The organism is Nonomuraea rubra, from assembly GCF_014207985.1.
In the GTDB taxonomy this organism is placed as follows: Bacteria; Actinomycetota; Actinomycetes; order Streptosporangiales; family Streptosporangiaceae; genus Nonomuraea; species Nonomuraea rubra.
Genome location: NZ_JACHMI010000001.1, coordinates 8,444,875 through 8,460,150 on the forward strand (window position 1 = coordinate 8,444,875; position 15,276 = coordinate 8,460,150).

14 protein-coding genes are annotated in these 15,276 nt (G+C 71.7%); 6 read left to right on the forward strand and 8 right to left on the reverse strand.

Features of this window, described 5'->3' with window-relative positions:
• Positions 1-27 precede the first annotated feature (27 nt).
• Positions 28-315, forward strand: coding sequence for a YiaA/YiaB family inner membrane protein (locus HD593_RS38365; RefSeq protein ID WP_185106814.1), 288 nt, complete (start codon positions 28-30; stop codon positions 313-315).
• Here HD593_RS38365 and thiI read toward each other — a convergent pair.
• The 3 genes from thiI to macS form a co-directional block, all read right to left on the reverse strand.
• Complete coding sequence (gene thiI / locus HD593_RS38370; RefSeq protein ID WP_185106816.1) at positions 312-1,508, reverse strand: tRNA uracil 4-sulfurtransferase ThiI; 1,197 nt, start codon at positions 1,506-1,508, stop codon at positions 312-314. The genes HD593_RS38365 and thiI overlap by 4 nt on opposite strands.
• A 69-nt stretch (positions 1,509-1,577) precedes the next feature.
• On the reverse strand, positions 1,578-2,219 hold the full coding sequence (locus HD593_RS38375; RefSeq protein ID WP_221525184.1) for a response regulator: 642 nt from the start codon (positions 2,217-2,219) through the stop codon (positions 1,578-1,580).
• A 20-nt stretch (positions 2,220-2,239) separates the two neighbouring features.
• Positions 2,240-3,340, reverse strand: a complete 1,101-nt coding sequence (macS, locus tag HD593_RS38380; RefSeq protein ID WP_185106818.1) for a MacS family sensor histidine kinase — start codon at positions 3,338-3,340, stop codon at positions 2,240-2,242.
• Between the two features lie 111 nt (positions 3,341-3,451).
• Between macS and HD593_RS38385 the strand changes: the two genes are divergently transcribed.
• Together HD593_RS38385 and HD593_RS38390 are read left to right on the forward strand one after the other, a co-directional pair.
• Positions 3,452-4,303 (forward strand): MHYT domain-containing protein, encoded by an 852-nt coding sequence (locus HD593_RS38385; RefSeq protein ID WP_185106820.1) that lies wholly within the window; start codon positions 3,452-3,454, stop codon positions 4,301-4,303.
• Between the two features lie 104 nt (positions 4,304-4,407).
• Positions 4,408-5,181 carry an MHYT domain-containing protein gene (locus HD593_RS38390; RefSeq protein ID WP_312904470.1) on the forward strand — a complete coding sequence of 258 codons (774 nt, stop codon included), beginning with the start codon at positions 4,408-4,410 and terminating at the stop codon, positions 5,179-5,181.
• A 138-nt stretch (positions 5,182-5,319) separates the two neighbouring features.
• On the opposite strand, the gene HD593_RS38395 is transcribed toward HD593_RS38390, so the two are convergent.
• The gene (locus HD593_RS38395) at positions 5,320-6,345 is read right to left on the reverse strand and encodes a 6-phosphofructokinase (RefSeq protein WP_080041143.1); all 1,026 of its coding nucleotides are present in this window, start codon (positions 6,343-6,345) and stop codon (positions 5,320-5,322) included.
• 132 nt (positions 6,346-6,477) lie between these two features.
• Here HD593_RS38395 and glpK point away from each other — a divergent pair, with 132 nt between their 5' ends.
• Positions 6,478-7,953 carry a glycerol kinase GlpK gene (glpK, locus tag HD593_RS38400; RefSeq protein WP_185106823.1) on the forward strand — a complete coding sequence of 492 codons (1,476 nt, stop codon included), beginning with the start codon at positions 6,478-6,480 and terminating at the stop codon, positions 7,951-7,953.
• 10 nt (positions 7,954-7,963) lie between these two features.
• Here glpK and HD593_RS38405 read toward each other — a convergent pair whose 3' ends face one another.
• The gene (locus HD593_RS38405; RefSeq protein ID WP_185106825.1) at positions 7,964-9,310 is read right to left on the reverse strand and encodes a N,N-dimethylformamidase beta subunit family domain-containing protein; all 1,347 of its coding nucleotides are present in this window, start codon (positions 9,308-9,310) and stop codon (positions 7,964-7,966) included.
• A 52-nt stretch (positions 9,311-9,362) separates the two neighbouring features.
• Complete coding sequence (locus tag HD593_RS38410) at positions 9,363-10,268, reverse strand: lactonase family protein (protein WP_185106827.1); 906 nt, start codon at positions 10,266-10,268, stop codon at positions 9,363-9,365.
• Positions 10,269-10,362: 94 nt separating this feature from the next.
• Between HD593_RS38410 and HD593_RS38415 the strand changes: the two genes are divergently transcribed.
• Positions 10,363-11,211 (forward strand): bifunctional helix-turn-helix transcriptional regulator/GNAT family N-acetyltransferase, encoded by an 849-nt coding sequence (locus HD593_RS38415; protein ID WP_312904009.1) that lies wholly within the window; start codon positions 10,363-10,365, stop codon positions 11,209-11,211.
• Here the strand turns inward: HD593_RS38415 and HD593_RS38420 are convergent.
• The gene (locus HD593_RS38420; RefSeq protein WP_185106831.1) at positions 11,180-13,351 is read right to left on the reverse strand and encodes an MMPL family transporter; all 2,172 of its coding nucleotides are present in this window, start codon (positions 13,349-13,351) and stop codon (positions 11,180-11,182) included. The genes HD593_RS38415 and HD593_RS38420 overlap by 32 nt on opposite strands.
• Positions 13,352-13,442: 91 nt before the next feature.
• Between HD593_RS38420 and HD593_RS38425 the strand changes: the two genes are divergently transcribed.
• Complete coding sequence (locus tag HD593_RS38425) at positions 13,443-14,036, forward strand: TetR/AcrR family transcriptional regulator (protein ID WP_185106833.1); 594 nt, start codon at positions 13,443-13,445, stop codon at positions 14,034-14,036.
• Positions 14,037-14,065: 29 nt separating this feature from the next.
• On the opposite strand, the gene HD593_RS38430 is transcribed toward HD593_RS38425, so the two are convergent.
• Positions 14,066-15,088, reverse strand: a complete 1,023-nt coding sequence (locus tag HD593_RS38430) for an alkaline phosphatase PhoX (RefSeq protein WP_185106835.1) — start codon at positions 15,086-15,088, stop codon at positions 14,066-14,068.
• Positions 15,089-15,276 lie beyond the last annotated feature (188 nt).

A 15,276-nucleotide genomic window follows, 5' to 3' on the forward strand; every position in this document is an offset into this window, starting at 1 on the left:
GCTTCGCCCGCGCCGCACCATGGCCACATGACGAAGCCCATTCAACCCACGCAGACGACCGCGTTCTACGTCCAGGCGGTCCTGTCGTTCGCCGTCTCGCTGGCCTCCGTGGTCGTCGCCCTGGTCTACCTGCCCGTCGAGGGCTGGATCAGGGCGTTCCTCGGGCTCGGCCTCCTGTACGTCGTCACCTCCACGGTCACCCTGTGCAAGGTCGTACGGGACCGTCAGGAGCTCTCGGAGGTCAGCAACCGCGTCGACCAGGCCCGGCTGGACAAGCTCCTGGCCGAGCACGACCCGTTCAAGGTCGACGCCTAGAGGGTGTACTCCTGGATCGAGTCTGCCAGCTGCACGCACAGCTCCTCGGCGTCGAGCCGCTTCTCGATCTGCTTGAGGTCCTCGATCTTGGCCCGCGTCTCGGCACGCTTGGGAGCCAGCAGCGAGCAGCAGTCCTCGTCGGGCAGCTCCGAGATCTCCAGCGTGCCGATGCGCCGGGCCTCGGCCATGATCTCGGTCTTGTCCCAGCCGACCAGCGGCCGCAGGATCGGCAGCTCCACCGCGTTGTCCTGGGCGGTGATGTTGGCCAGCGTCTGCGAGGAGACCTGCCCGAGCGCGTCGCCGGTGATCAGGGCGGCGGCGCGGATGCGGTGGGCGACCTCCTCGGCCGTCTTGAGCATCAGCCGCCGCTGCGCGATCACCGCCAGCCGGTCCTGCCCGGAGGTGCGGATCGACTGCTGCGCCTTGCCGAACGGCACCACCCACAGGCGCGACTTGCCCTGGAACCGGTCGAGCTTCCTGACCAGCGCGTACGCCTTGTAGATCGACTCCGACGTGGTGAACGGGATGCCGGAGAAGTGCAGGAAGTCGACGTGCAGGCCGCGCCGCATCATCCGGTACGCCGCCACGGGCGAGTCGATGCCGCCCGACATGAGCACCAGGGCCCGGCCGCTGCTGCCGACGGGCAGGCCGCCCTGGCCGGGGATGCCGCCGGTGAAGACGAACACCTCGTCCCTGTCGACCTCGATGGAGACCGTCAGCTCGGGGTTCTTCAGGTCGACCGGCAGGCCGTACTCGTCGTTGATGGCGCCGCCCACGAGGCGGTCGAGCTCGTTGGAGCGCAGCGGGAAGCGCTTGTCGCGGCGGCGGGAGCGGACCGCGAAGCGGGCGCCCCGCTTGGCCTCCTCGCTCTCGCCGACCAGCTCCAGGCCGGCCTTGAGCACCGCGTCGGGGTCCTTGGCGACCCGCCAGGCGCGGTGGATCCAGACCAGCCCGGGCACGTCGGCGACCCGCTGCGCCACGGCCTCCGCCTGCTCGGCGGTGGCGCCCTCGGGCAGGAAGATCGCGATCACGCCGTGCCGCTTGCGCACGTCGACCTGGACGCCGACCGTCTGCAGGGCGTCGCGGATGTTGGCGATCAGGCGGCGCTCGAAGAGCTCGCGGTTCTTGCCCTTGAGGACGATCTCGCCCAGCTTGAGCAGAACGCACGGCTCGCCCAGGGCGGACATCGTCATGGTGGAACCTCCGGGGAAGACGGGGACGGGCGCGGCGGTCGATGATGCCAACGCCGCGACCACCCGAGTTTAGTCCGCGTCCAGCCCGCGCTCGATCGCATATCGCACCAGCTCGACCCGGTTGTGCAGGTGGAGCTTGCCGAGGGTGTTCTGGACGTGGTTCTGCACGGTGCGGTGGGACAGGACGAGCCGTTCGGCGATCTGCTTGTACGACAGCCCCTTGGCCACCAGCCTGAGCACCTCGGTCTCCCGCTCGGTGAGCCGGGGCCCCTCGGTGGGCTCCAGTTGCCCGGCCAGCCGCCGGTACTCGCCCAGCACCAGCCCGGCCAGCCCCGGGGTGAAGACGGCGTCGCCGTCGGCGGTGCGGCGCACGGCGTCGAGGAACTCCTCGCGGCTCGCCGACTTCACGAGGTATCCGCAGGCGCCGGCCTTGACCGCCTGCAGCACGTCGTCCTGCTCGGCGCTCGCCGACAGCACCAGCACCCTGGGCGCCGGGTCCACCTGGGCCAGGCGGGCCGCCACCTCGGGCCCCGGCAGGTCGGGCAGCCTCAGGTCGAGCACCACGACCTCGGGCAGCACCGCGGCGGCCACCCTGATCGCCTGCCGCCCCTCCCCCACGGCGGCCACGACCTCGTACCCGGCCTCCATGAGATCCCTGGCGACGCCGTCGCGCCACATGGGATGATCGTCCACCACCATGACCCGCACCATGGCGCAACTGTAGGCGTTGGTCAGGCGGTCAGGGTGATCTCCACCTCGGTGCCCTGCCCGGGAACGCTCACGATCGACACCTGCCCGCCCAGCTCGGCCATCCGTCCCCTGATCGACCTGGCCACTCCCATGCGCCCGTCGGCCGCGGCCTGCTCCAGCCGGCCCTCCGGGATGCCGGGCCCCTCGTCCCTGACCGTCACCGTGACGGTGCCGTCCAGAAATTCGGCCAGCACCCAGGCGCGCGCGTCGTGACCGCAATGCGCGCGGACGTTGTCCAGGGCCGCGCCGACGGCCGCCGAGACGGAGGCGGCGGCCTCTGCGGGCAGCAGCAGCGGCGTGGCCGGGGTCGAGACCGTCACCGAGGGCGAGCCGTAGCGGGCGAGGTGGGAGCGCAGGTCGATGGTGCCCAGGGGAGGCGGCGGCCCGACCGAGACGAGCTCGCGCAGCGCGGCCTCCTGCTCCCCCGCCAGGCGGCCCAGCTCGGCGGCCTCGCCGCCGAGCTCCCGGCCGCGCCGCTGCACCAGGGCGAGCACCTGAAGGACCGAATCGTGGATGTCGCGGGCCAGCCGCTCCCGCTCGCGCTGGGCGGCCTCCATCTCGGCGGCCCGCTGCAGGCGTTCCTCCGCCTGCTTGGCCAGCCGGACCATGTGGCCGACCAGCCAGCCCGCCATGAGCAGCAGCACCGTCTCGTTGATGAGGACGGACGCCTCGCCGACCCGTGCCCGCGACCACAGCTCGCCGGCCGCGACCACGGCCGCCGCGACCGTGCCCGCCCGCCTGCCGTGGCGCACGGCCCAGGCGAGCACGGGCGCGGCGATCCAGGTCGCGGGCACGGGCATGGAGCCGAGCGTCACCTGCTGGTCGCCCTGCACGTACGGGGTGGTGAGCAGGCACGCCATCGTCACCGTCAGGTCGACGGCCAGCAGCGGCCACCGGCGCAGCGGCCCGGCCGCGTAGGCGAACGTCGCCGCGGCGGTCCACAGCGCCATCACGCCGATCACCAGCCAGCCGAGCAGCGGCTGCTCGTAGCCGCGGTGCTGGGCCATGAGCACGGCGGCGTACACCAGCGAGGCGACGCGGAAGACCGCGATCGCCCGCCAGAACGGCCCCTCGATAGCCATGAGCGTTTCTCATGTTTCCGACAGAGAAGTTGACAGATAGTTCGAGTATCCATGCGAAAGGGACATCCGGGATGGCACAATCCGGGGACCCCTAATGCAAGGAACCGATAGATGACCTCCGCTGTGAATCATTTCACCTACGGACTGATCACGCCGTTACTCGCATACGTCATGTCCTGCATCGGCTCGATGCTCGGACTGCGGCTCACCGCGCAGGCGCACGCCTCCCGCGGCGGGGCCCGCGTGCGCTGGCTGCTCGGAGCGGCCATCTCCATCGGCGGCACCGGCATCTGGGTCATGCACTTCATCGCCATGATGGGCTTCGAGGTGGAGGGCACCCAGATCAAGTACGACGTCTGGCTCACCGTCGCCTCCGCGCTGGTGGCCATCGTGGTCGTGGGCACCGGCCTGTTCCTCGTCTCGTACGGCGGCGGCCGGATCCTGGCGCTGCTCGGCGGCGGCCTGCTGACGGGACTCGGCGTGGCCTCCATGCACTACCTCGGCATGTACGCGATGAACATGTCCGCCCACGTCTCCTACGACCGGCTCACCGTGGCCGCCTCCGTGGGCATCGCCGTGGTCGCCGCGACCGTGGCCCTGTGGTTCACCCTGCGGGTCAAGAAGCCCATCTGGATCACCGGCGCCGCCCTCGTCATGGGCGTGGCCGTCTCGGGCATGCACTACACCGGCATGTACGCCATGCACGTCTCGGTCGACTCCGACCCCGCGATCGTGCCGGGCGCCGACGCGCTCGACTTCCTCGTACCCCTCATGACGGTGATCAGCCTCATCACCCTGACCATGCTCCTCATGGTCATCCTGTCGCCCTCGGAGGAGGAGCTGCACGAGGACGCGGAACTGGTGGCGAAGCTGGAACTCCGCCGTCGCACCGCTCATCAGCAACAACTCACGTATCCCACGCCAATGCCACGCCAACAGCCGATGCAGGCTCGGCGAAGGTAGTTGCGTGGGCGGCGACACCCTGCTCATACTCCCTTATCGGTGCGTAAGGGGATGGGTGGGGTATGTCGCCGATCGACCATTTCTCTCACGGGCTCTTGACACCCGTGCTCGCGTACATCATGTCCAGCGTGGGCTCCATGCTCGGCCTGCTGCTCACCTCGCGCGCGAGGCTGATCGGCGGGCGTGAGGCCAGGTGGTGGCTCGTCGGCGCGGCCTTCGCGATAGGCGGCACCGGCATCTGGACGATGCACTTCATCGCCATGCTCGGCTTCTCCGTGAGCGGCCTGGCGATCAGGTACGACGTGCCGCTCACCGCCGCGTCCGCGTTCCTCGCCGTCGTCGTCGTGGGCATGGGGCTGTTCCTGGCCGCTCACGGCGGCGAACGGCTGGGCTTCCTGCTCGGCGGCGGCGTCCTGACCGGGCTCGGCGTGGCCGGCATGCACTACCTGGGCATGGCGGCACTGAACATGTCCGCCCACGTCGCCTACGACCCGGTGGTCGTCACGCTGTCGGTGCTGATCGCGGTGGCGGCGGCCACGGTCGCGCTCTGGTTCACGCTGCGGGTCAGCGGGGCGCTCAGGATCGGCGGGGCGGCGCTGGTCATGGGTGTGGCGGTCACGGGCATGCACTACACCGGCATGTACTCGATGTCGGTCTCGTCGCACCTGGAGATGGCGGCCGTGCCGGGGGCGCGGGCCATCGACTTCCTGCTGCCGCTCATCGTGGGCATCAGCGTGATCACGGTGGGCCTGCTGCTCACCGTCATCCTGTCGCCCTCGGAGAAGGAGCTGCGCAGCGAGGCGGAGTACAGGGAGCGGCTGCGCGGACGCGACGAGGGCGCGCCGGAGGTCGATCTCTTCGGCACGCCCCGCGGTTGAGCCATGTAGCCGGGTACGGCTTGCGACGCAAGGTGGGCCGCCGACTCTCTGCGACGCAAGCCGTACCTCGAGGGGTTGTAGCGGTAACCCCGCTGACTCGAAGGTACGGCCGCCCGCTTGCAAGCCGCTTTCAGCCTGTTATCCGAAGAACACCTCGGCCTCGGAGTAACGCTCCACCGGCACGGTCTTCAGCTCGGCCGTGGCCTCGTCGAGGCCGACGCGCACGATGTCGGTGCCGCGCAGCGCGACCATCTTGCCGTAGTCGCCCTCGTGGGCCGCGTCGATCGCCTGCAGCCCGAACCTGGTCGCCAGCACCCGGTCGTAGGCGGTGGGGGTGCCGCCGCGCTGGATGTGGCCGAGCACCGTGGTGCGGGCCTCCTTGCCGGTGCGCTTCTCGATCTCCTTGGCCAGCACCTCGCCGATGCCGCCCAGGCGCACGTGGCCGAACGCGTCGAGCGTGCCCGCCTGCAGCTCCATCTGCCCCTCGATGGGGTGCGCGCCCTCGGCGACCACGATGATCGGCGAGTAGCGGGTGCGGAAGCGGGACTCGACGTACTCGCAGACCCGGTCGATGTCGAACGGCTTCTCCGGGATGAGGATGACGTTGGCGCCGCCGGCCATGCCCGCGTGCAGCGCGATCCAGCCCGCGTGGCGGCCCATGACCTCGCAGATGAGCGCCCGGTGGTGGGACTCGGCCGTGGTGTGCAGGCGGTCGATGGCCTCCATCGCGATGTTCACCGCGGTGTCGAAGCCGAAGGTGTAGTCGGTGCCCGACAGGTCGTTGTCGATGGTCTTGGGCACGCCCACGACGTTGACCTCGCGGTCGTAGAGCTGTTTGGCGACGCCGAGGGTGTCCTCCCCGCCGATGGCGATCAGCGCGTCCACGCCGGTGGCGGCCAGGTTCTCCTTGATCCGGCCGACCCCGTTCTCGATCTTCATCGGGTTCGTCCGTGAGGAGCCCAGGATGGTGCCGCCCCGCGGCAGGATGCCGCGCACGGCCTGGATGTCCAGCGGCATCGTGTCGCCTTCCAGAGGGCCGCGCCAGCCGTCACGGAAGCCGACGAACTCATGGCCGTAGACGCTCACCCCCTTACGCACCACTGCCCTGATCACGGCGTTGAGCCCGGGGCAGTCGCCGCCTCCGGTGAGCACTCCAATACGCATGGCGGGTTCCTCCCAGATAGGGGTCACGAGCCAGACCTTGATGTCAGACTCGCATTGTGCCCGGCATCACGCGCAGTGGTCTAGACCAAACGCCAGCCCGAAAAACTAAACCCTTACCTCGGAGGAATTTTCATGATTGTGCTCGCGATTGACGCCGGGACAACTGGGGTGACGGCGCTGGTAGTCACCGAAAACGGGCAGATCATCTCCAAGGGGTACGAGGAATTCGCGCAGCATTTCCCCGAGCCCGGCCGGGTCGAGCACAACCCCGAGGACATCTGGCAGGCCACCCTGTCGGCCTGCGCCACGGCGCTGCGCGGAACCACGCAGACCCCGTCCTGCGTGGGCCTCACCAACCAGCGCGAGACCGCCGTGTTGTGGGATCGACGCACGCTGGCCGCGCCGCGGCGGGCGATCGTCTGGCAGGACCGGCGCACGGCCGCGCTGTGCGGGCGGCTGCGCGAGGCGGCGCACGAGCCGCGCGTGTCCGAGCTGACCGGGCTGCGCCTCGACCCCTACTTCACCGCGACCAAGCTGACCTGGCTGGCCGAGAACGACCCCCGGGTCTGGGAAGGCGTCGAGTCCGGACATGTAGCCATCGGGACGGTGGACTCGTACCTGATCGCCAGGCTGACGGCGGGCGCGCGGCACGTCACCGACCCGTCCAACGCCTCCCGCACCCTGCTGTACGGGCTGGCGTCCGGCACCTGGGAACCGGAGCTGTGCGAGCTGTTCGGGGTGCCGGAGGAGGCCCTGCCGGAGATCGTGCCGAACTACGGGCCGATCGGGCGTACGGAACCGTCGGCCTTCCTCGGGCTGGACGTGCCGATCAGCGGGGTGGCGGGCGACCAGCAGGCGGCGCTGTTCGGGCAGACCTGCTTCGACGTGGGCGACGTGAAGTGCACCTACGGCACGGGCTCGTTCGTGCTGACCAACCTCGGCGGGGAGATCGTGCGCTCCGAGTCCGGCCTGCTGACCACGGTGGCCTGGCAGACGCCGTCGGGCGAGCGCACGTTCGCGCTGGAGGGGTCGATCTTCGTGACGGGCGCGGCGGTGCAGTGGCTGCGTGACGGGCTCGGGGTGATCGGGACGGCGCCGGAGTCGGAGGCGGTGGCGCGTACGGTGCCCGACAGCGGAGGCGTGGTGTTCGTGCCCGCGCTGACCGGGCTCGGGGCGCCGCACTGGGATCCGCAGGCGCGCGGGCTGATCACCGGGATCACCCGCGGCACGACGCGGGCGCACCTGGTCAGGGCCACGCTGGAGGCGATCGCGTTCGAGGTGCGGGACGTGGTCGAGTCCATGACGGGCGGGCTCGGGTCCAACGGTGACGGGCCGGTGCTCAAGGCCGACGGCGGGGCCAGCGCGAACGACCTGCTCATGCAGGTCCAGGCCGACCAGCTCGGGGCGGCGGTGGAGCGGCCGGCGATCCAGGAGACGACGGCGCTCGGGGCGGCGTTCCTGGCCGGGCTGGGCGCGGGCGTGTGGGGGTCGCGGACCGAGCTGCGCGAGACCTGGCACCTGGACCGGCGCTTCGAGCCGGGCGAGCGCGACGACGCCGCCTACGAGCGGTGGCGCGCGGCCGTCCGGCTCGCCACTCACGGCGCGTGAACCCCCGGCGTCATGGCTCCTGGCCGGCCGGCCCCTTGGCGAAGCGGGTCAGGAGGTTGAGCGTGGCGCGGCGGGTGAAGGCGGCGGCGGAGTCGGTGACGCCGTGGCCGCACCGCCGCCCGCGCAGCGCGCACACCCAGCGCATGGTCCCGGAGGCGAACACCCCGGCCCCGCTCGGCGCCGTGTAGTACGTGCTGTGCGTGACGCTCGCCCGCCCGCCGCACGAGAACGGCGACTCGGCCAGCACCTGGACCCCGGCAGGCGACCCCCGCGACACCCGGTCGGTCTCCACGCCGACCATCCCGGGGAAGCGCCGCCCCTTCGTCCCGGCGAAGATCCAGTGCCCCGGCCTGCTGACCCGGTAGACACCCTCGGCGGGGAAGCAGTCGTACATCTGCCCGATCAGCGAGCTCTCCGGCTCCGACTCCCGCCACAGCTCGCAGACCCGCTCCTTGTCGCACAGGACCTGCCTGCCGCGCATGGCGATGCGCCAGTAGACGGCGTTGGCGCCGAGGAAGGCGAGGTTCGTGCCCCGGTCCCTGGCTGTGGTGACGGCCCTGCGCATGCCCGGCGACCAGTACTCGTCGTGGCCGAGCGAGATCACCGCGCGGGCGCCGTCCAGCGCGCCGGGCACGAGGTCCAGGTTGGTCAGGTACGCCAGCGGCACCCCGCTCTGCTCGGCCACGGCCAGCGCCTCCTCCTCGAAGTCCAGGAAGAGCCGGGCCCCGGTGCCGTCGTAGGGGCGGTCGAAGGTGACCGCGCGCGAGCGGTACCCGAACCCGCCCGGGCCCGAGTAGAGGCTGCGGCCGCCCCACAGGTTGTACGCCTGCCAGGTGGTGACCGCGTTCACGAGCACCACGCGACCGGCGGTGGAGGCCGAGCGCACGGTGATCGGGACGTAGCGCTGGGCGCCGGTGGAGGCGTCGAGCCTGACGAGGTAGGCGCCCTCGGGCCAGCCGGTGGTGTCCACGGTCAGCGACGGTTTCCAGTGGGCGGCGCTCACCGTGCCGCCGCCGACGAGCCGCGCCGGCGCCTGCCGCGTCCCCCGCACCCACGCCGACTCCCACACCTTCGACGGGTTGGCGCCCATGCGGAAGGCGCGGGCGGAGAAGCGCGGCGCGGTGGTGGAGACGCGCAGCCGGAACCGCTCCCCCGGCAGCACGCTCACCTCGTCGGCGTAGCCCTCGATCTCGTGCTCGGCGCCGTGCCGGGTGATCCGCCACGACTCCTGCACGTCGGCGTCCGGCGGCGGCTCGGCCATCTGCCGCGCGACCGGAGTGTCAACGGGTGGCTCGACGGCGGGTGCCTCACCGCAGCCGGCGGCCAGCAGCGCGAGGGCGAGCAGGATCTTGCGCACGTGCCCATGGTCGGGACCCGGCGCCCCGGCGAGCCCCGACTTGGCGAACTCCTTACATGATCAGCACGCAGGCCGGGCTTTCCACCTCGTACGCCTCCCCGTCCGGCTCCGGCACGCCGTCCTTGAGCCTGAAGGTGGTGACGGTGTTCGCGTACTGGTTGGCCACGTACACGCGGTCGCCGTCGATGGCGAAGTGCCTGGGCCAGTCGCCGCCTGAGGGCACCTCGGCCACCGGTGACAGGTCGGCGGCGCGCAGCACGGAGATCGTGTTCGGGCCGCGGTTGGCGACGTAGACGAGGTCACCGTGGAGCTGCAGGTGGGAGGGGGCGTTGTCGCCCTCCCTGCGGGAGGCGCGGACGACCGTGCGGCGCTCGCCGTCGATCAGGGTGACGGTGCCGTCCAGCTCGCCCGCCACGTACAGGCGCGAGCCCGCGAACGCGAAGTGGCGCGGGCCGGTGCCGGGGGCCAGGGCGATCGGCTCCAGCGGGGTGCCGTCGCGGCGGTAGCGGCGGATCTCGTCGGTGCCGAGGTCGGAGACGTGCACCAGGCCCTCGTGGAAGACGGCCTGGTGGGCGTGCGGGCCCTCCTGGCGGCCGGCGACCGGGCCCGAGCCCGTGTGGCGCAGCACGATCGGATCCCCGGCGAACACGCCCCGCTCGTCCAGCCGGTAGAGGGTGGCCGTGCCGTCGCCGTAGTTGGCCACCGCGAGCAGGCCGCCCTCGGGGTCCACGGCGACGTGGCAGGGGCTGTCGCCCTCGCTGGGGCGCTCGTCCAGCGGGGCGAGGTCGGCGCCCCGGACCTCGTACGCGGTGAGCCAGCCGCGTTCGAGCTCGCCCACGGCGTACAGCACCGGCAGCGTGGGATGGGCGGCCAGGAACGAGGCCGCCGTCACCCGGGTGAGGCCCCCTCCGACGGTGACGATCCCAGGGCCGTATCCGCCTATGCGCACATGCTTCACAGTGGGGATCCTCCTATGGTTGACTATGGCAATGAGTTCGTTGACAGAAGCAAGGGTTTCTGAGGTCAGAGCCTTCAACCGGTTCTATACGAAGGTGATCGGCGCGCTCCAGGCAGGGATGCTCGACTCGCCGTACTCGCTGACCGAGGCCAGGGTGCTGTTCGAGCTGGCGCACTCCGAGCGCATGGAGACCGGCGAGCTGCGCGGGCTGCTCGGCCTGGACGCGGGCTACCTCAGCCGGATCCTGGCCCGCTTCGAGGGCGACGGGCTGGTCACCCGCGAGCGCTCGGCGGCCGACGCGCGCAAGCAGCTCGTCGGGCTCACCCCGGCGGGGGCCGAGGTGTTCGCGGCGCTCGACCGGCGCTCGTCCGAGGAGATCGGTACGCTGCTCGGCCGCCTGCCCGAGGCGGACCAGGAGCGGCTGGTGTCCGGCATGGCCGCGATCAGGCGGGCGCTGGACGGCGGGCGGGAACGCGCCCCGTACGTGATCAGGCCGCCGCACACCGGCGACCTGGGCTGGGTCGTCTACCGGCACGGCACGCTCTACAGCGCCGAGTACGGCTGGGGCACCGAGTTCGAGCAGCTCGTCGCCAGGATCGTGGGCGATCTCGACTTCTCGCGCGACGCCGGCTGGATCGCCGAGGTCGACGGGGAACGGGCCGGGTGCGTGTTCTGCGTGCGCCAGGACGACACGACGGCCAAGCTGCGGATGTTGCTCGTCGAGCCGTCCGCCCGGGGGCTGGGCATCGGGCGGCGGCTCGTGGACGAGTGCCTGCGGCACGCGCGGGCCGAGGGGTACAAGCGGATCGTGTTGTGGACCCGCGACTGCCTGGCGAGCGCGCGGCGCATCTACCAGGCGGCCGGGTTCGAGCTGGACTCGGAGGAGAAGGGGGTGGAGAACGGGGTCGAGGTCACCGAGCAGCTGTGGTCGCGCGACCTCTAGGCCACCAGTTGAGCGGCCCGGCCAGGCGCATCAGGCTGGGCACCAGCACCGCCCTGATCACGGTGGCGTCCACCAGCACGGCCACCGCCATGCCGACGCCCAGCATCTGCACGAACGTCACCGACGCCGTGGCGTACGCGGCGAACGTCAGCGCCAGGATCCCGCCGGCCGCCGTGATCAGCGGCGCCCCCGCCTGCAGGCCCGTGGCCACGGCCGACTCGGTGTCGCCCGTCCTGTCGTACTCCTCCTTGATCCGGGAGAGCAGGAAGACCTCGTAGTCCATCGACAGCCCGTAGGCCACGCAGAGCATCAGGATCGGGATGCTCGGGTCGAGCGTGCCCGTCGGGGTGAAGCCGAGCAGGCCCGACAGGTTGCCGTCCTGGAAGATCCAGACGATGGCGCCGAACATCACGCCGAGGCTGAGGACGTTCAGGAGGGTCGCCTTGATCGGGATGATCACGCTCCTGGTCATGAGGAACAGGACGGCGAACGTCACGCCCAGCATGAGCGCCAGCACCAGGGGCAGCCGGTCCACCACGGAGGAGCGGTAGTCGGACAGCTCGGCCGGGTAGCCGCCGACCAGCACCTCGAAGGGCGGCGGCACCGCGCGTACGGCCTCGACCAGGCGTACGGGGTCGTCGGCCAGCGCCGCCGCGGACGGGACCACGGACAACCACGTGCCCTGCCCCTGGAACCTGGCCCGGTCGCCGTCGCCCACGCGGGTGCCGCCCGCGTACGAGCCGGCCGCCGAGTCCACCTGGGCGACGCCGGGCAGCCTGGACAGGCTCGCGGCGTACCCGGAGACGTCGCCCGCGGACGCGTCCCTGGAGACGAGCTGGATGGCGTCGGTCTCCTCGGCGGGGAAAGTCTGGCGGATGACCTCCTGCGTCTGGCGGGAGGAGGCCTCCGGCGGCAGGATGCGGTCGTCGGCCACGCCGAAACGCAGGCCCAGGAACGGTGAGGCGAGCACGAGCAGCAGCACCGTGGCCAGCCCGCCGGACACCAGCGGCCGGCGCATCACCCGGGTGGCCAGGGCGTGCCAGAAGCCGTCCGCCCGCTCGGGCCTGTCCCGCTTGGGCAGGAACGTGCCGCCGATCGCGGCCAGCACGGCGGGCAGCACGATCACGGCCGCCACCAGGCCGCCCAGCACGACCGCGATCCCGGCGTAGGCGAAGGAGCGCAGGAAGTCGAACGGCAGCGCGAACAGGACGGCCAGCGATGAGGCCACGGTCAGGCCGCTGAACAGCACCGTCCGGCCCGCGTGCTCGACCGCCCCGGCGACCGCGGCGGCCCGGTCCGCCCCGCGCCGCGTCTCCTCGCGGAAGCGCTGGATGACGAACAGGCAGTAGTCGATGCCCAGGCCCAGGCCCATGGCCAGGGTCAGGTTGAGGGCGAAGGTGGAGATCTCGGCGAACAGCAGGACGCCGCCGAGCAGCGCCAGGCCGATCACCATGGCGTACACGCCGGCCAGGATCGGCACCAGGGCCGCCATGGCGCGCCGCTGGTAGAGCCAGAGCAGCACGAACGCCAGCGGGAAGATGACCAGCTCGGCCCGGACGAAGTCCTGCCTGGCCAGCGGCACCGTCTCCCTGAACACCTCCTCCCCGCCGCCGGCCCGCACCTGCAGCAGGTCTGTGCCCCTGGTGATCTCGGGGACGAGGCCGGGCAGCACCCCGGCGCGCACGTGGTCGGCGTCCCCCGGGATGCGCACGACGATCAGCGCGTGCCTGCCGTCCTGGCTGCGCAGGGTGGCGGGCCTGCCCCGGGTCCAGTACGAGGCGGCATCGGCCACGCCCTCGTAGCGGCCGGCGCGCTCGGTCAGCTCCCTGCCCGCCGCCTCGACGGCGGGATCGTCCACGGTGCCGCTCCGCGCCGTCACCAGGAAGATCATGTCGGGGCTGCCGGTGCCGAACCGTTCCTCCAGCTCGGCCTGCGCCCGGTCCGACTCCGATCCGGGCGCCTCGAACCTGGCCAGCGACAGCCCGGAGGCCGCCCCCGCCGCCAGCACGCCGGCGCCGATCAGCAGGACCAGGGCCAGCGCGAGCACGAGCCGGCGGCGGCGGACGAGCAGGAAGCCCAGCCTGCGCAGCGGCGGGCCCGCCGTGTCCTGGCGGGCGGGGCGGGCGCGGGTGGTCACCATGAGATCTCCCCGAAAGTCGGTAAACTGCTCGTGTTTTACTTCCGGACCCAGAAATACAAGTAAATGCTCGTATTTGTCAACGAGGAGACCCATGGCTGAACGCACGGTCCGCCGGCAGGCGCGCGGCCTCAAGCGCATGGCGGAGATCCTCGACGCCGCCGAGCTGGTGATCGCCGAGGTCGGCTACCCGGAGATGACCACGAACCAGGTCGCCGCGCGGGCGGGGGTGTCGCCGGGGTCGCTGTACCAGTTCTTCAGGAACAAGGAGGAGATCCTGGACGGGCTGGTGGCCCGCTACACGGTGGACCGGCAGGAGTTCTGGGCCGCCCGGCTGGCCGGCGTCACGCCGGAGGTGCCCCTGGAGACGCTGGTGGGGCAGCTCGTGGACGAGAGCGTGCGGTTCAAGAGCGCGTCGCCCGCGTACTGGTCGCTGCTGTACGGCTCGGCGACCGGCGACCAGCTCGCGGCGGCGTCGCAGCGGCTGCACGAGGACATCGCGGGACACCTCGCGGCCATGCTGCGCCGCCGCTCCCCCGGGCTGCCGGAGGAACGGGCGCTGCTGACCGGGACCATGGCGCTGGCCACGGTGAAGGCGGTGATGCCGATGATCACCTCATCGGCGCCCGAGCGGTCGGCCGAGCTCGTCAACGAGCTCAAGCTCATGCTGGTCCGCTACCTGAGCTGACCACGGATATGGGGGCGCCCTGACCGCGGTCAGGTGCGGAAGGGGCCGCTCACCTCGAACGTGTGCCCCTCGGTGCGGCCGCGCCTGGCCGAGAAGTAGAGCCGCTCGCCGTCGGGCGAGAAGGCCAGCCCGGTCAGCTCGGCCCCGTCGTGCCCCTCCAGCCTGAGGAACGGCGTCACCGCCCGGTCGGGCGCGATGACGTCGATCTCGGGGCGCTCCCTGGCGACGTACAGATCGCCGGAGGGGGCGGCGGTGATGGCGCGCACGCCCTCGCAGAGCCGGTCGAGGGTCGAGGTCTGCGCGTCGTACGCCCACAGGCGGGTGTCGCCCTTCGTGGTGAAGTAACACACCCCTCCGGCATAGTGGCAGCCGTCGCCGCCGTCGAAGTGACGGGCGTCCTCGACCTGGTGGCGGGCCTCCTTGAGCAGGGCGGCCGGCGAGGGCACCGCCTGCCAGTGCCCCGAGGCGCACAGCACCTCCAGCGTGCCCTCCGTCAGGTCGCCCCAGTCGCTCGGCCGGAACCGGTAGAAGCAGCCGTCGGGCTCGTCCTCCGTCATGTAGATCACGTGCCGCTCGGGGTCGCAGGCGGCGGCCTCGTGCTTGAACCGCCCCATGGCCAGCCGGGGCCGGGCGGCGCGGGCACCGTAGGGGTCGCACTCGAAGACGCGGCCCCGGTGGCCGAGCTCGCACGACAGCCAGCTGTGCCACGGCGTGGCGCCGCCGGCGCAGTTGAGGTCGGTGCCCGACAGGATGCGGTACGCGTCGCCGATGCTGCCGTCGGCCCGGAACCGCAGCGCCGAGGCGCCGCCGAGCAGGGGCAGCTCGGAGTTGCTGACGTAGATCCAGCCGTCGCCGTCGGGGAAGCAGGCGCCACCGTCGGGGGCGGCGTGCCAGGTCAGGCCGGCGACCTTCTGCCCAGAGCGGGCCACGACCCGGCCGGTGAACCCTGGGGGCAGCGCCAGGCCGCCCGTGCCTGCCAGGCCGAGCGGACCGTACGGGCTGACGCCGCCCGGCACGAGCGGGCCCGTGCGGAGGAGAGTCTTGCGCGACATCGTGGGGCCTCCCTCTAGGTGCCACGCTAGTCGACCGCACCGACATGAATGGCAGGGACTCGCGACATCAAACTCTGCGCAAACCCCGGCTTCCGTTCGCCGGGCGGTCCGTGCGCGGTGACGTTCCGTACAGCTGGGGGCGGTACGCGGACCGGCGACCTGCCGCCTCATGACGGTCGGTGACGGTG

Excerpts from the sequence above, each read along its gene's own strand:
- HD593_RS38395 (WP_080041143.1), bottom strand. The coding sequence starts at position 6,345 with ATGCGTATTGGAGTGCTCACCGGAGGCGGCGACTGCCCCGGGCTCAAC.
- HD593_RS38430 (WP_185106835.1), bottom strand. The coding sequence starts at position 15,088 with ATGTCGCGCAAGACTCTCCTCCGCACGGGCCCGCTCGTGCCGGGCGGC.
- glpK (WP_185106823.1), top strand. The coding sequence starts at position 6,478 with ATGATTGTGCTCGCGATTGACGCCGGGACAACTGGGGTGACGGCGCTG.
- HD593_RS38420 (WP_185106831.1), bottom strand. The coding sequence starts at position 13,351 with ATGGTGACCACCCGCGCCCGCCCCGCCCGCCAGGACACGGCGGGCCCG.
- HD593_RS38425 (WP_185106833.1), top strand. The coding sequence starts at position 13,443 with ATGGCTGAACGCACGGTCCGCCGGCAGGCGCGCGGCCTCAAGCGCATG.
- HD593_RS38375 (WP_221525184.1), bottom strand. The coding sequence starts at position 2,219 with ATGGTGCGGGTCATGGTGGTGGACGATCATCCCATGTGGCGCGACGGC.
- macS (WP_185106818.1), bottom strand. The coding sequence starts at position 3,340 with ATGGCTATCGAGGGGCCGTTCTGGCGGGCGATCGCGGTCTTCCGCGTC.
- HD593_RS38385 (WP_185106820.1), top strand. The coding sequence starts at position 3,452 with ATGACCTCCGCTGTGAATCATTTCACCTACGGACTGATCACGCCGTTA.
- HD593_RS38365 (WP_185106814.1), top strand. The coding sequence starts at position 28 with ATGACGAAGCCCATTCAACCCACGCAGACGACCGCGTTCTACGTCCAG.
- thiI (WP_185106816.1), bottom strand. The coding sequence starts at position 1,508 with ATGACGATGTCCGCCCTGGGCGAGCCGTGCGTTCTGCTCAAGCTGGGC.